At 70.4% G+C, this 12,762-nt stretch carries 15 protein-coding genes; 11 read left to right on the top strand and 4 right to left on the bottom strand.

Annotation, left to right across the window (positions count from 1 at the left end; all coding sequences use genetic code 11):
- The first annotated feature begins 5 nt into the window (after nt 1–5).
- The 5 genes from M5362_RS26040 (at nt 6) to M5362_RS26020 (ending at nt 2,773) form a co-directional block, all read left to right on the top strand.
- Entirely contained in the window at nt 6–407 is a 402-nt protein-coding gene (locus M5362_RS26040) for a peptidase inhibitor family I36 protein (protein ID WP_260230179.1), read from the top strand.
- A gap of 17 nt (nt 408–424) precedes the next feature.
- Complete coding sequence (locus M5362_RS26035) at nt 425–847, top strand: peptidase inhibitor family I36 protein (protein ID WP_260230178.1); 423 nt, start codon at nt 425–427, stop codon at nt 845–847.
- 27 nt (nt 848–874) lie between these two features.
- Nucleotides 875–1,291, top strand: a complete 417-nt coding sequence (locus M5362_RS26030) for a peptidase inhibitor family I36 protein (protein WP_260230177.1) — start codon at nt 875–877, stop codon at nt 1,289–1,291.
- A complete protein-coding gene (locus M5362_RS26025) occupies nt 1,291–2,259 on the top strand; it encodes a hypothetical protein (protein ID WP_260230176.1) in 969 nt (322 codons plus the stop codon). The genes M5362_RS26030 and M5362_RS26025 overlap by 1 nt, the downstream gene beginning before the upstream one ends.
- 70 nt (nt 2,260–2,329) lie before the next feature.
- Nucleotides 2,330–2,773 carry a hypothetical protein gene (locus M5362_RS26020; RefSeq protein WP_260230175.1) on the top strand — a complete coding sequence of 148 codons (444 nt, stop codon included), beginning with the start codon at nt 2,330–2,332 and terminating at the stop codon, nt 2,771–2,773.
- A gap of 73 nt (nt 2,774–2,846) precedes the next feature.
- Here M5362_RS26020 and M5362_RS26015 read toward each other — a convergent pair whose 3' ends face one another.
- The gene (locus M5362_RS26015) at nt 2,847–3,863 is read right to left on the bottom strand and encodes a glycosyltransferase family 2 protein (protein WP_260230174.1); all 1,017 of its coding nucleotides are present in this window, start codon (nt 3,861–3,863) and stop codon (nt 2,847–2,849) included.
- A 219-nt stretch (nt 3,864–4,082) separates the two neighbouring features.
- On the opposite strand from M5362_RS26015, the gene M5362_RS26010 reads away from it, so the two are divergent.
- Nucleotides 4,083–5,459 carry an LCP family protein gene (locus tag M5362_RS26010; protein ID WP_260230173.1) on the top strand — a complete coding sequence of 459 codons (1,377 nt, stop codon included), beginning with the start codon at nt 4,083–4,085 and terminating at the stop codon, nt 5,457–5,459.
- Nucleotides 5,460–5,661: 202 nt separating this feature from the next.
- Here the strand turns inward: M5362_RS26010 and M5362_RS26005 are convergent, their stop codons facing one another.
- Nucleotides 5,662–6,219 carry an acyl-CoA thioesterase gene (locus tag M5362_RS26005; RefSeq protein WP_260230172.1) on the bottom strand — a complete coding sequence of 186 codons (558 nt, stop codon included), beginning with the start codon at nt 6,217–6,219 and terminating at the stop codon, nt 5,662–5,664.
- Between the two features lie 119 nt (nt 6,220–6,338).
- Between M5362_RS26005 and M5362_RS26000 the strand changes: the two genes are divergently transcribed.
- The 5 genes from M5362_RS26000 to M5362_RS25980 all read left to right on the top strand — a co-directional run bounded on the left by M5362_RS26000 (nt 6,339) and on the right by M5362_RS25980 (nt 12,064).
- Nucleotides 6,339–7,628 carry an LCP family protein gene (locus M5362_RS26000; protein ID WP_260230171.1) on the top strand — a complete coding sequence of 430 codons (1,290 nt, stop codon included), beginning with the start codon at nt 6,339–6,341 and terminating at the stop codon, nt 7,626–7,628.
- Between the two features lie 135 nt (nt 7,629–7,763).
- Nucleotides 7,764–8,213: a hypothetical protein gene (locus tag M5362_RS25995; protein ID WP_260230170.1), complete on the top strand. Its 450-nt coding sequence runs from the start codon at nt 7,764–7,766 to the stop codon at nt 8,211–8,213.
- An 8-nt stretch (nt 8,214–8,221) separates the two neighbouring features.
- Nucleotides 8,222–10,030 (top strand): alpha/beta hydrolase family protein, encoded by a 1,809-nt coding sequence (locus tag M5362_RS25990; RefSeq protein WP_260230169.1) that lies wholly within the window; start codon nt 8,222–8,224, stop codon nt 10,028–10,030.
- Between the two features lie 59 nt (nt 10,031–10,089).
- Nucleotides 10,090–10,623 carry a hypothetical protein gene (locus M5362_RS25985; protein WP_260230168.1) on the top strand — a complete coding sequence of 178 codons (534 nt, stop codon included), beginning with the start codon at nt 10,090–10,092 and terminating at the stop codon, nt 10,621–10,623.
- Between the two features lie 112 nt (nt 10,624–10,735).
- Nucleotides 10,736–12,064, top strand: a complete 1,329-nt coding sequence (locus tag M5362_RS25980) for a UDP-glucose/GDP-mannose dehydrogenase family protein (RefSeq protein ID WP_260230167.1) — start codon at nt 10,736–10,738, stop codon at nt 12,062–12,064.
- A gap of 128 nt (nt 12,065–12,192) precedes the next feature.
- Here M5362_RS25980 and M5362_RS25975 read toward each other — a convergent pair whose 3' ends face one another.
- Both M5362_RS25975 and M5362_RS25970 read right to left on the bottom strand, forming a co-directional pair.
- Nucleotides 12,193–12,516: a dipeptidase gene (locus M5362_RS25975; protein WP_260230166.1), complete on the bottom strand. Its 324-nt coding sequence runs from the start codon at nt 12,514–12,516 to the stop codon at nt 12,193–12,195.
- Entirely contained in the window at nt 12,513–12,605 is a 93-nt protein-coding gene (locus M5362_RS25970) for a dipeptidase (RefSeq protein ID WP_260230165.1), read from the bottom strand. Before M5362_RS25970 ends, M5362_RS25975 begins: the two co-directional genes overlap by 4 nt.
- Nucleotides 12,606–12,762: the final 157 nt, after the last annotated feature.

Below are 12,762 nucleotides of genomic sequence, written 5' to 3'. Positions count from 1 at the left end.
AGTTCATGCCAAAAATGAGGGGCATCGCCCTGTCCGCGGCAGCCGTGGGCGCCCTGCTCGTCGGCAGCGCGGGCACGGCCAACGCCGGTAGCTACAACGGCTCCTGCGAGAGCGCCGGCGGGGGCGAGATCTGCCTCTACCGCAACTACGAGTTCGCGGGCGGGCTGTACGACACGCTGTACAGCAAGACCAACTACGACGGCTCGACGTACTACGGCTCGTCCACGCTGATCGACAACACCCTGTCGTCGGCGAAGAACATGGACATGGTCAACAACGTCGGGTTCTACAGCGGCAAGAACTACACCGGCACCCTGGAGTACCTCCCGGCCGGTCTGTGGCTCCGCTACGGCGAGGACATGGCCTCCTCGCACTGCTTCAGCAGCAACGCCTACTGCCCGATCTGACCCCAGGAGGATCCCCCATGAAGAACCTCAAGAAGGCCGCCGCCGTCCTGGCCGCCGCCGGCGCCCTGATCGCCGGTGCCACCGGAACCGCCAGCGCCGGAAGCTACAACGGCTCCTGCGAGAGCGCCGGTGGCGAGATCTGTCTCTACCGCTACGCCGACTTCGGCGGCGCGCTCTACGACACGATCTACAGCAAGACCAACTACAACGGCTCCACCTACTTCGGCACCTCCGTGCTGCTCGACAACACCGTCTCCTCGGTCAAGAACCGCGACTACGTCAACGACATCGATGTCTACACCGGCCAGAACTACACCGGTCTGCGCGTGCACGCCGACGCCGGTCTGGACCTCGAGGACATGTCGTGGTTCTGGGACGGAGCCACCGACAACGCGGTCTCCTCCCACTGCTTCAGCAGCAACGCCTACTGCCCGGCCTGACCCGCCCCCCACCACCGAGGATCCACCATGAAGAACTTCACGAAGGCCGCCGCCGTCCTGGCCGCCGCCGGCGCGCTCATCGCCGGTGCCACCGGAACCGCCAGCGCCGGAAGCTACAACGGCTCCTGCGAGACCAGCAACGGCGGCGAGATCTGCCTGTACCGCTACGCGGACTTCACGGGCAACATCTACGACACGCTGTACAGCAAGACCAACTACAACGGGTCGACCTACTACGGCACCTCCGTGCTGATCGACAACACGGTCTCGTCGGTCAGGAACCGCGACTTCGTCAACGCCATCGACGTCTACACCGGCCAGAACTACACGGGCTCCAGAACACACGCCGACCCCGGCCTGGAGCTGTGGGACATGGCGGTCTTCAGCGACGACAACGCGATCTCCTCCCACTGCTTCGAGAACAACGCCTACTGCCCCGGATGATGAACACACGCAACAGAACCGGCGGGCTGCTGCTCGTCGCCGCTCTCGCCTGGACGGCCGTGGGGTGCTCGTCCGACGAGAAGCCCCAGGTCGACGCCGGCGCCGTACAGCCGTACAAGGCGCAGGCGTCCAAGACCTGGGGCGGCGTCGCCATCAGCCTGCCGGTCGATTCGTACACCGTCACCGCGCAGGAGCGGCAGGTCCTCAGTCAGGCCGTCGCCACGCTGGCGGGCGACTGCATGAAGCAGTACGGCTTCGACTGGCCGACGCCCCTGCCGCCGACCCCGCGGAACCTGAACACCAACGCCCGCCTGTACGGCGTGACCGACCTCGAGTCGGTGGCCGTCTTCGGCTACCACCCGCCGCTTCCCAAGGGCATGACGGCACCTCAGGCGGAGCGGGAGACCGCGAAGCAGCGCGCGCACTACGCGAACGTCTCGCCCGCCGCGATGACCCTCTACAAGGGCGAAGGTCCTTCGTCGGTCAACGGCAAGGACGTTCCCGAGGGCGGTTGCCTCGGTGAGACCCGCCGCAAGGTGGGCCTCGGTGGTATCTCCGAGCTCGACGCCACCTTCAACAAGGTGAACCTCCAGGCGTCGAAGCAGGCGGGCAACGACCCGCGCGTCAGCGGCCTCAACCAGCGCTGGTCCGCGTGCATGAAGGAGTCGGGCTACCACTACACCGACCCGCTGGCCGCCGCGGGCGATCCGGCCTGGACCGCCGGCGAGGGCGGCGACGGGAGCAAGGACAGCGACGCCGCCGGAACCGCCAAGCCGCGGGAGATCACGGTCGCCTCGGCGGACGTCCGGTGCAAGCAGAAGGTGGACTACGTCCGGGTCCACTCGGCCGTCGAGGCCGAGCACCAGAACAAGCTCATCGAGAAGAACATCACGGCGCTGTCGGCGGCCCGCGACACCTGGAAGTCCGCCCTCTCCAAGGCGAACGAGCTGCTGTCACACAAGGGCTGACGGCCCGGCGGACGGCTGCGCACCGTCCCGCGCGTCACCCTCCCCATACTCACGTGAAAGGACCCTCATCATGGTGATGAAGAAGATCGGCCGCATCCTGGCGTCCGCGGCCGTGCTGGTCGGCGTCGGCGTCGTCGCCCCCGTCGCCACGGCGGGCCCCGCCGCCGCCGGAGGCTACGGCTGCAACGGCACCCTGATCGACTCGATCCCGCACACCGCCTACGGCACCGGTGAGCGCATCGGCACGACGTACCTCTACTGGGACGGCACCTACAACTGCGCCGCGCTCGTCAAGCAGGGCTCCCTCTACGGCGTGAAGACGCGGATGGCGCTCTCGCTCGGCACGGACACCGAGCTCAAGGGCGACCCGGGCCACTACCAGTACTACGCCGGCCCCGTGAAGGTGTACGGCAAGGGCAAGTGCATCTTCACCGAGGGCACGCTCTGGGGCGCGAACGGTCACGAGCTGTCGCAGGGCCGTGCCCCGGCGCACGGCTACTTCCACTGCGGCTGACGCCTCGTACGACGAGACCGGCCGGTGCCCTCGCACCGGCCGGTCTCGTCGTACGTCCGTGACGTCCCGCGGGTCAGACCTTCGCGGCCGTCACCGCCGGGCGGCGGCTCGCGATGACCTTCTTCGCCAGCGCGCGCGGGCTGGTCAGGAAGCCGTAGCCCCAGGACATGTGCATCGTCGCGAGGGCCACCGGGATCTGGAGGCGGGCCTTCAGCGGGAGGCCCCTGCCCGCCGGGACCGAGCCCGCGGCGATCGCGGCCACGTACCCGGCCGGGATCAGGAAGCCGAGCGGGGTGAGGACCGCGCCCACGACCACACCGGCCGCGATCGCGCAGACGGCGGTCGGCGGGGCGAGGTAGCGGAGGTTGATGGAGCCCTGGTGGTAGCGGGCCACGACATGGCGCCAACGGCCGTAGTCCTTGTACTGCTTCGCCAGCGCGCGCACGCTCGGCCGCGGGCGGTACTGGACGCGCAGTTCGGGCGAGAACCAGATCAGGCCGCCGGCCTCGCGGATACGGAAGTTCAGCTCCCAGTCCTGGGCGCGGATGAACTCGATGTTGTAGCCGTCCTGCTGCTCCAGCGCCTCGCGGCGGAAGACACCCAGGTACACGGTCTCCGCGGGGCCCGCCTGGCCGCCGGTGTGGAAGGCCGCGTTGCCGACGCCGATCTTCGAGGTCATCGCGGCGGCGACCGCGTGCTCCCAGTCGTTCTCGCCCTCGGCGTGCATGATGCCGCCGACGTTCTGCGCGCCCGTCTCCTCCAGGAGGCGGACGGCGGTCGCGATGTAGTTCGGCGAGAGCATGCCGTGACCGTCGACCCGCACCACGATCGGGTGGCGGGAGGCCTTGATCGCCGCGTTGAGGGCGGCGGGCGTGCGGCCTGTGGGATTGGGCACGGTGTGGACCCGCGGGTCCTCGCGTACGAGCTCGGCGGCGATCTCGTCGGTACGGTCCGTGGACGGGCCGAGCGCGATCACCACCTCCATCTCGCCGTCGTACTCCTGCTCGAGGATGTGACGGACCGAATTGCGCAGGTGCCGTTCCTCGTTGAGGACCGGCATGATCACGGAGACGGGGGGCGTGGCGTTCATTGCCCGCCACGTTACCGCGAACGGGGGACAGGAAGCGCGTCACGGGGATGCCTGCACCCTTGCGCTGATCGTATGGGCCTACGGTGCTCACGGTTCCCTATGTCACACCCGCGGAGGTGTCCCCCGGTGCCCACACCGCCCCGCACGCCTCGTCCTCGGCCGGCCGGCCGGCCCGCACCGGGCCGCCGCGTCAGACGAGCCGGGCGGCCCCGGTGGGGCATGCGGATGGCGACGACCCTGTCCGTGCTCGTCCTGGGCGCCGGAGGGATCGGCCACGCGCTGGTCACCGGCCTCGACACCGGGATCGACCGGGTCGACCCGTTCAAGGACATGAAGAACCGCCCCCAGGGCGGCCACGGGATGAACGTGCTGGTCGTGGGCACGGACGGGCGCGACCGCATCACCAGGGAGCAGCGCAGGGCGTACCGGCTGGGCGGTGATCCCTGTCACTGCACGGACACCGTGATGCTCGTCCACATCAGCGGGGACCGGGAGCGGGCGAGCGTGGTGAGCGTGCCCCGTGACTCGTACGCCGAGATGCCCGAGCACGTCGACGCGACCACCGGGAAGCGGCACCAGGCGCACCCGGTGAAGCTGAACGCCGCGTACGCCGAGGGCGGGCCCGGGCTCACGGTCCGGACCGTCGAGAACATGACGGGCATCAAGATCGACCACTATCTGGAGGTCGACTTCAGCAGCTTCATGAAGACCGTCGACGCGGTCGGCGGGGTGGAGATCTGTACGACGCGGCCGATGAAGGACAAGTACACCGGGCTCGACCTGGCCGCCGGGCCGCACGAGCTGACCGGCGGGCAGGCGCTGCAGTACGTCCGCTCGCGCCATGTCGACGGGGCGGCGGACCTCGGCCGGATGGAGCGCCAGCAGCGCTTCCTCGCGGCGCTGATCGACCGGGTGACGAGCGGCGGGGTGCTGCTGAACCCGGTGCGGTTCCGGGAGGTGGCCACGACCATGCTGGGCTCGGTCCGGGCCGACCAGGGCTTCGGTACGGAGCAGCTCCTGGGCCTCGCCAAGGCGATGCGGGGCTTCGACCCTGCGTCGTCGGAGTTCGTCTCGGTGCCGGTCGGGGACGTGAGCTTCCCCGTGAAGGGCATCGGCTCGACGGTGAAGTGGGACGCGGTCAAGGCGCAGAAGCTCTTCCAGGCGCTGCGCGAGGACCGGCCGCTCGCCCCGCGGTCGGCGGCGGACGCGAAGGACCGGCCGGCGGGGAAGGTGGTGGACGTGGCACCGAACACGATCCGGGTGCAGGTCTTCAACGGGACGCGGACGGACGGCCTGGGCCGCAGGGTGGACGACGCGCTGCGGGCCACGGGCTTCGACACGACGCGGTCGCCGCGCACCGGCGAGGGCCCGGAGCGGCAGCGGACGCTGGTGGAGTACGACCCCCGCTGGGACCGCTCGGCGAAGTCCCTGGCGGCGGCGCTGCCGGGGGCGGAGCTGAGGGCGGTGAAGGGGCGGGGCAGGACGATGCGGGTGGTGGCCGGGCTGGACTACAGGAGCGTCACACCGGTACGCCCGGAGGACACGCGCACCGGCGCCTTCGAGGCGGTCACCGGGGACCGCGTGGTCTGCCCGTAGACCCGACCGGCTCACAGGCGCCCGGCACGGCCCCGTGAGAGCGCCGGGCGGCCCCGTGAGAGCGCCCGGCGCGGGGCTTCAGCCTCGTGCGCCGGGGCCCGGAGGGGGGCTTCAGCCTCATGCCCGGGCCCGGCGCGAGGCCTGGGCCTCGTGCGCGGGTCCGGCACGGGCTTCAGCCTCATGCCCGGGCCCGGCGCGGGGCTCAGTCCTCGTAGCCCTCCGCCGCGCGGCGCTCCCGCAGCTCCTTGATCGCGCGGCGGCGGGCCAGTCGGTGGGTACGGCGGATCTGGGCCTCCTGGTAGCGGCGCTTGTCCTTCTCCGTCTCGGGGACGACCGGCGGCACGCGGCGCGGCTTGCCGTCGGCGTCGACCGCCGCGAAGACCAGATAGGCGGAGCCGACCTGCTGGGCCGGGGTGGACTCGTTCCAGCGCTCGGCCATGACCCGGACGCCGACCTCCATCGAGGACCGGCCGGTCCAGTTGACCTGCGCCTTCACATGCAGCAGGTCACCGACGCGCACCGGCTCCAGGAAGACCATCTCGTCCATGGACGCGGTCACGGCCGGCCCGCCCGAGTGGCGGCCCGCGACGGCGCCCGCCGCGTCGTCCACCAGCTTCATGATGACGCCACCGTGCACCGTGCCCAGCAGGTTCGTGTCGTGGCTCGTCATGATGTGGCTGAGGGTGGTGCGGGACGCGGAGGTGAGCTTGCCCGGAATGTCTTCCTCCGGGCGGTCCGTGCGCTGGGCCTGGTCTGTCATGCCCTCCACCTTATGCCGGGTCCCGGCCTCGTCCCCTTTGCATCAGCTTGGCAACAGGGCCGCCCCGATTCCCCACCCGCCCTGTCGGCCCCCGGGCGGCGGCCTGCACACTGGTCCGCATGAATGACTGGCCCGATGACAGCGGACACGGCCGCGGCGGAGCGAACCCGCAGCCCGAGGGAGCCCGCCGGATGCGCCATGTGCAGCGCCCGCAGGTCCCGCAGCAGCCGCAGTACGACCCGCGGTACGACCAGGGCCAGGGACAGGGCCAGGGGTACAACCCGAACTTCACCCAGCAGCAGGCCACCGGGTACGACAGCGGTTACAACACCGGGCAGGTCTACGGCGGCGGGCAGGGCGGAGGCCGCGGCACCGTGCCGCCGCAGCACGACCCCCGGTACGCCCCGCAGCCGGCCGGTCGGCCCGCCCCGGACTGGCGCCGCCGGATCAAGATCGGTTCGATCGTCCTGGTCGTCGCGCTGCTCGGCTGGAGCATCGGCACCTACGCCTGGGCCAGCTCCCGTATGCGTAACGAGGTCGATCTCGCCAAGGTCATCGAGCGGCCGGCCGAGGGCGACTGCACGACGTATCTGATCGTCGGCTCCGACAGCCGTGAGGGCATGTCGGCCGAGGACAAGAAGAAGCTCCACACCGGTTCCGCCGAGGGCAAGCGGACCGACTCGATGATGATCCTCGCGGCCTGCTCCAGCGGGAACACGATGGTCTCGCTCCCCCGTGACTCCTGGGTGACCATCCCCTCCTTCGTCGGCTCGGAGTCCGGCAAGAAGTTCGGGGCGCGCGGCGGCTCCAAGCTCAACGCGGCGTACGCGATGGACGGCCCGGAGCTGCTGGTCCGCACGGTCGAGTTCAACACCGGGCTGCGCATCGACCACTACGCGGAGATCGGCTTCGCCGGCTTCGCGAACATCGTGGACGCGCTCGGCGGTGTGGACATGAACATCGAGAAGGGCTTCAAGGACAAGAAGTCCGGCGCGAACTTCCAGGCGGGTGAGCAGACCCTCAACGGCGAGCAGGCGCTGGCCTTCGTCCGCACCCGGTACGCGTTCGCCGAGTCGGACCTCGCGCGGACGAAGAACCAGCAGAAGTTCCTCTCCGCCCTCGCCAACCAGGCGGCGACGCCGGGCACGATCCTCAACCCGTTCGCGCTCTACCCGACGCTGGGCGCCGGGCTGGACACGCTGATCGTGGACAAGGACATGTCGCTCTACGACCTCGGCAAGATGTTCTTCGCGATGAAGGGCATCAGCGGCGGCGACGGCAAGTCGATGAACATCCCGATCTCGGGCAGCGCGCCGCAGGGCTCGCTGAAGTGGGACATGCCGAAGGTGAAGCAGCTGGTCTCGCAGATCCAGAACGACGAGAAGGTCACGGTCACCTCGGACCGCTGACCCCCACCCCGGCCGGCGCCCCCACGGGCGCCGGCCGCGTGCGTTTGGTGCGGATCCGAGGCGCGGGAGATCATGACGTCTTGCCCCGGGCGAGAGCGGGGCGCAGTGAGAACGGGGAAACGGGGAGGTTTCACGGTGCCGTGGGACGAGTGGGAACAACTCAAGAGCGATGCGGCGGGGCGCGAACCGACGTCGATGCGGCTGAACCAGGTCGCGCCGGAGCCGGGCGGCGGCGGGTATTCAGAGGACCTGAAGACCGACAAGCGGGCCTGGATGAAGGCCGGGGAGGGCGTCACCGGCCTGAGGGAAGGCATCACCACCTCCCTCACCAAGCTCGACACCGGACAGGCGGGGCTCGGGGACGCCGGGGGGATCCAGAGCGCGGCGGCGCAGAAGGAGCTGTACGACTCCTGGAAGAAGTACGTCGGTGATGTGAGCGGCCGCTGCGGCGCACTCGGCGGACTCCTGCGGCAGGCCGGTCAGGACCTGGCGAAGACCGACGAGTCGGTCAAGCAGGAACTCGATGCGCTCGCGGTGCGGTACGAGGACACCGAGGCCGTCGGCGGCCAGGCCAAGGAGAAGTGACCGGGCGCATGGACCTGAAGACTCTGAAGGCGTTCAAGCAGGCCGAGTACGAGGACGCGGCGGACGGCTACCGGGCCGTCGGTGACATGTCCAGCGCGGCCAAGGACTCCATCGACGGCCAGATATCCGCGGGCATCCGCGCCCGGCTGCGGGGCGCGGCGGCGGACGCCGCCCTGGCCGAGCTCAAGAACCTGTCGGCCAACTTCCACTACGCGCAGACCGAGTGCGGTCTGGTGAGCACCGCGCTCAACGGGTTCGCCTTCGACATCGGGGCGGCCAAGCGCAGGCTCGAGGCGGCGCTCTCCGACGCCCAGGCGGCCGGGTGCACGGTGAACCCGGACGGTTCGGTCGCCTACCCGGCGGGGGCGAAACCCGGCGCGGAGAAGAACACCGAGGGCGGGACGGTGACCGGCAGCGCGGGAGGCACCGACACATCGGACGCCCTCGAACGCCAGGCGGTCAACATCCACCCGAACCCCCACTACGGCAAGGCGCTGGAGTTCGCCAACCGCATCGCCGACGCGCTGAAGGAGGCGACGGACGCCGACGCCAAGTGGGCGCCGAAGCTGCGGGCGCTGAAGGCCGACGACGACCTGAAGGTGTCGGACAAGGACTGGGCCGACGTCCAGTCGGACATGGGCGGAGTCGGGGACGCGGGCAAGAGCTACCTCGACTCGCTGCCGCAGCCGCCCGAATCCGGCAACCCGCAGTCCAACGCCACCTGGTGGAAGGGGCTCACCCCGGAGGAGCAGGAGGCCTGGCTGTCCCTCCGGCCCGCCACGGTGGGGGCGCTCGACGGCCTGCCGTCGGTGGTGCGCGACGAGGCGAACCGGGTCGTCCTCGCGGAGAAGCACGGCCAGTACCAGATGGAACTGAACTCCATGCCGAAGCCGCCGGCGAACGAGTGGACGTGGATCACGGCCGGCGGGTACCCGTCCAAGGTGCACACCGACGAGTGGATGGCGTGGCACAACAAGTACGGGGACCGGTACGAGCAGCTCAACAAGTCCCTCAAGGGCATGAACGCGATCCAGGACCGCTTCGACCGGACGGGAACGCGGGGCCTTCCCGAGGCCTATCTGCTGGGCTTCAACCCCGAGGGCAACGGCCGGGCGATCGTCGCCAACGGCAACCCGGACACGGCCGACCACCAGGCGGTCTACGTGCCGGGCACCACGTCGAACCTGGGGAGCATCGGGGGGGACATCGGGCGCATGGAGAACGTGTGGCGTTCGGCGAACGGCGCCGGAAATGGTTCGGTCTCCACGATCACCTGGCTCGGCTACGACGCCCCGCAGAACATCGTCAAGGACTCGCCTTTCACCCACTACGCCGATGACGGCGCCCCCGCCTACAACCGCTTCATGGACGGTCTCGACGCCTCGCGCTCGGTGGATACGGACCCGCACCGCACGGCGATCGGCCACTCGTACGGCACGACCCTCATCGGGTCGGCGGCACGGCAGGGCGATCTGAACGCGGACGACGTGATCCTCGCCGGCAGCCCGGGCGTGCAGGTGCCCAAGGCCGAGGACATGGACGTGCCCAAGGGCCACGTGTGGAACCAGGAGGCGGAGTGGGACTTCGTCCCGGACGTCGGCCGGTTCGGCCACGGCGGAACCGACTGGGACGGCCCGTTCACGATCCCCAGCGACCCGCGATTCGGGGCCAACCAGATGTCCACGGACACTGAGGGACACAGCGACTACTGGAAGGAGGACACCCGGAGTCTGGCGAACCAGGGTGTGGTCGTCGCGGGGGTCACCGACGAAGTGATGCTGAAAGAGCCGCCCAACCCCACACCGGGAGTGCGGTAGCGATGCCGATGCCCGTCACCCTTCCACCGTCCGCTCCCCCTTCGAACAAGGCACTCCCCATGAAGATCAAGCAGGGCGCGGCCGCGCTCCTGGTGTCCCTCGCCCTCACGACCCTCTCTGGATGCAGCATGACCGGCACCGACGATTCCGACAGCCTCCCGTCCGCGGGCGTCAGCACCACGGACGAAGCCGCCGACATGGCGGAGGCGATCTCCAGCGAGCTCTACGACCTGATCGGTCTGAAGGGGAAGGCCACCGAGCCCGGGCCCGGTGTCGGGGAGTGCGGTGGCAAGGACCCGGAGAAGTACTTCACCGTCTTCCACGCGTGGACCTTCACCCCCGCCTCGGCCGATGGGCTGGACGGTGTCATGGAGCGGTTCAAGGAGGAGTTGCCGAAGCACGGCTGGAAGATCGTCGAGTACGGGCCCGACACCAGCAAGAACAAGAACCTCGCGCTCACGGCCGACAACGACGCCAAGAAGTACAGCGTGATGATCACCCACTGGGCCCGTCAGACCCCTCCGAAGGTGCGCTTCTTCCTCACGTCCGGCTGCTACCAGGTGCCGGAGGGCGAGAAGGTCGAGCGCTTCTGAAGCGTCCGCGACAGTGCCGGCCCCCGGCCGAAGAGGAGGGCGTCGGGCGGAGGCCGGCCGGGGCCCGACTATGCTCGGGCAGGCATTCCGCCCGACCTCACTGGAGACCCGTATGGCCCTCAAGATCACCGTGATCGGCACCGGCTACCTCGGCGCCACGCACGCAGCGGCCATGGCGGAGCTCGGTTTCGAGGTGCTCGGCCTCGACGTCGTGCCCGAGAAGATCGAGCTGCTGGCCACCGGGCGCGTACCGATGTACGAGCCCGGCCTGGAGGAGCTGCTCTCCCGGCACGTCGCCGGGATCGAGGGGTCGACGGGGCGGCTGCGCTTCACCACCTCCTGGGAGGAGGTCGGCGCCTTCGGCGATGTGCACTTCGTCTGCGTGAACACTCCGCAGAAGCACGGCGAGTACGCGTGTGACATGAGCTACGTCGACGCGGCCTTCGGCTCGCTGGCGGGCGTGGTGCGGGCCGGCGCGCTGGTCGTCGGCAAGTCGACCGTGCCGGTAGGCTCCGCCGAGCGGCTCGCGGAGCTGCTGCCGGAGGGCGTGGAGCTGGCCTGGAACCCGGAGTTCCTGCGCGAGGGCTTCGCCGTGAAGGACACCCTGCACCCGGACCGTGTGGTCGCCGGTGTGCGGAGCGAGCGGGCGGAGAAGCTGCTGCGCGAGGTGTACGCGGGGCCGATAGGCGAGGGCACGCCCTTCGTGGTGACGGACTTCCCGACGGCGGAGCTGGTGAAGACCGCCGCGAACTCCTTCCTCGCGACCAAGATCTCCTTCATCAACGCGATGGCGGAGGTCTGCGAGGCCGCGGGCGGCGACGTCGCCAAGCTGGCGGAGGCGATCGGCTACGACGAGCGGATCGGGTCCAAGTTCCTGCGGGCCGGCATCGGCTTCGGCGGCGGCTGCCTGCCGAAGGACATCCGCGCGTTCATGGCGCGGGCGGGTGAGCTGGGCGCGGACCAGGCGCTGACCTTCCTGCGCGAGATCGACTCCATCAACATGCGCCGGCGCGGCCAGATGGTCGAGATGGCGCGCGACGCGGTCGGCGGCGACTCCTTCCTCGGCAAGCGGGTCGCGGTGCTCGGCGCGACGTTCAAGCCCGACTCGGACGACGTACGGGACTCGCCGGCGCTGAACGTGGCGGGCCAGATCCACCTCCAGGGCGGACAGGTCACGGTCTACGACCCCAAGGGCATGGAGAACGCCCGGCGGCTCTTCCCGACGCTGGGCTACGCGCCGACGGCGCTGGACGCGGTGCGCGGGGCGGACGTGGTGCTGCACCTGACCGAGTGGCGCGAGTTCCGCGACGAGCTGGACCCGGCGGAGCTGGCCGAGGTCGCCGGTTCGCGGGTGATCCTGGACGGCCGTAACGCGCTGGACGCGGTGCGGTGGCGCGAGGCGGGCTGGGTGTACCGCGCGATGGGCCGCCCGCGCGCGTAGCCGACGAGGCGTTGTACGAACGGTGCCCCGCCGCCCCGGTCCTCCGGGGCGGCGGGGCACCGTCGTCTCCGCGGGCCGGGCCGATGGGGGCGCGTCGCCGTCAGGCCGCGTCCGTCGAGGCCGCGTCGTCAGGCGGCCCGCACGCGCGTGGCGCGGGAGCGGAACTCGGCCTCCCGCAGGGCGCGCGTCATGTTGGCGTGGGCGAGGGCGACCAGGTCCGCGGCGGCCCACTCGCGCCGCAGCAGCTCGGCGAAGAGCGGCACATAGCCGGCGGCCGGGTCCGTCGTGCCGGAGACCGCCACGCAGGCCGGGCCCGCCAAGGCGTGCAGCCGGTCCAGGGCGTCGGCCGTGGCCGCCGGGTCGCCGTCGACGAGGACCGCGCAGACCCCGCCGTTCTCGCCCAGCAGGCGCAGGACGTCGTCGGGGAGCGCCGCCGGATCGCCCTGGGTCATGAGGACGGGGCCTTGGTGACGGCGAGGACCTGACGGACGGTCTCCGTGTCCGCTCCGGAGAGGTCCACGAGGAGGCCCAGCCGGTTCATCTCCCGTACCGCCTCGCGGGCGAAGCGGTCGTAGCGGGTGGGGGATCGGGCTCGCCGACGGCGGCAGGAACGAGGGAGAGGGTACGGGGGTCGTCCAGCAGACCTGCCATGGTGTTACTCCGAACTCGGCGATGCAGTACCGCCCGCCGAACACGGC

It is taken from the genome of Streptomyces sp. Je 1-79 (assembly GCF_025195125.1).
In the GTDB taxonomy this organism is placed as follows: domain Bacteria; phylum Actinomycetota; class Actinomycetes; order Streptomycetales; family Streptomycetaceae; genus Streptomyces.
This window is presented reverse-complemented; position numbering and strand designations above follow the sequence as displayed.

Bases quoted from the DNA above. Each gene is read 5' to 3' on its own strand.
- M5362_RS26040 (WP_260230179.1), top strand. From the start codon at position 6: ATGCCAAAAATGAGGGGCATCGCCCTGTCCGCGGCAGCCGTGGGCGCC.
- M5362_RS26035 (WP_260230178.1), top strand. From the start codon at position 425: ATGAAGAACCTCAAGAAGGCCGCCGCCGTCCTGGCCGCCGCCGGCGCC.
- M5362_RS26030 (WP_260230177.1), top strand. From the start codon at position 875: ATGAAGAACTTCACGAAGGCCGCCGCCGTCCTGGCCGCCGCCGGCGCG.
- M5362_RS26025 (WP_260230176.1), top strand. From the start codon at position 1,291: ATGAACACACGCAACAGAACCGGCGGGCTGCTGCTCGTCGCCGCTCTC.
- M5362_RS26020 (WP_260230175.1), top strand. From the start codon at position 2,330: ATGGTGATGAAGAAGATCGGCCGCATCCTGGCGTCCGCGGCCGTGCTG.
- M5362_RS26015 (WP_260230174.1), bottom strand. From the start codon at position 3,863: ATGAACGCCACGCCCCCCGTCTCCGTGATCATGCCGGTCCTCAACGAG.
- M5362_RS26010 (WP_260230173.1), top strand. From the start codon at position 4,083: ATGCGGATGGCGACGACCCTGTCCGTGCTCGTCCTGGGCGCCGGAGGG.
- M5362_RS26005 (WP_260230172.1), bottom strand. From the start codon at position 6,219: ATGACAGACCAGGCCCAGCGCACGGACCGCCCGGAGGAAGACATTCCG.
- M5362_RS26000 (WP_260230171.1), top strand. From the start codon at position 6,339: ATGAATGACTGGCCCGATGACAGCGGACACGGCCGCGGCGGAGCGAAC.
- M5362_RS25990 (WP_260230169.1), top strand. From the start codon at position 8,222: ATGGACCTGAAGACTCTGAAGGCGTTCAAGCAGGCCGAGTACGAGGAC.
- M5362_RS25985 (WP_260230168.1), top strand. From the start codon at position 10,090: ATGAAGATCAAGCAGGGCGCGGCCGCGCTCCTGGTGTCCCTCGCCCTC.
- M5362_RS25980 (WP_260230167.1), top strand. From the start codon at position 10,736: ATGGCCCTCAAGATCACCGTGATCGGCACCGGCTACCTCGGCGCCACG.
- M5362_RS25975 (WP_260230166.1), bottom strand. From the start codon at position 12,516: ATGACCCAGGGCGATCCGGCGGCGCTCCCCGACGACGTCCTGCGCCTG.
- M5362_RS25970 (WP_260230165.1), bottom strand. From the start codon at position 12,605: ATGAACCGGCTGGGCCTCCTCGTGGACCTCTCCGGAGCGGACACGGAG.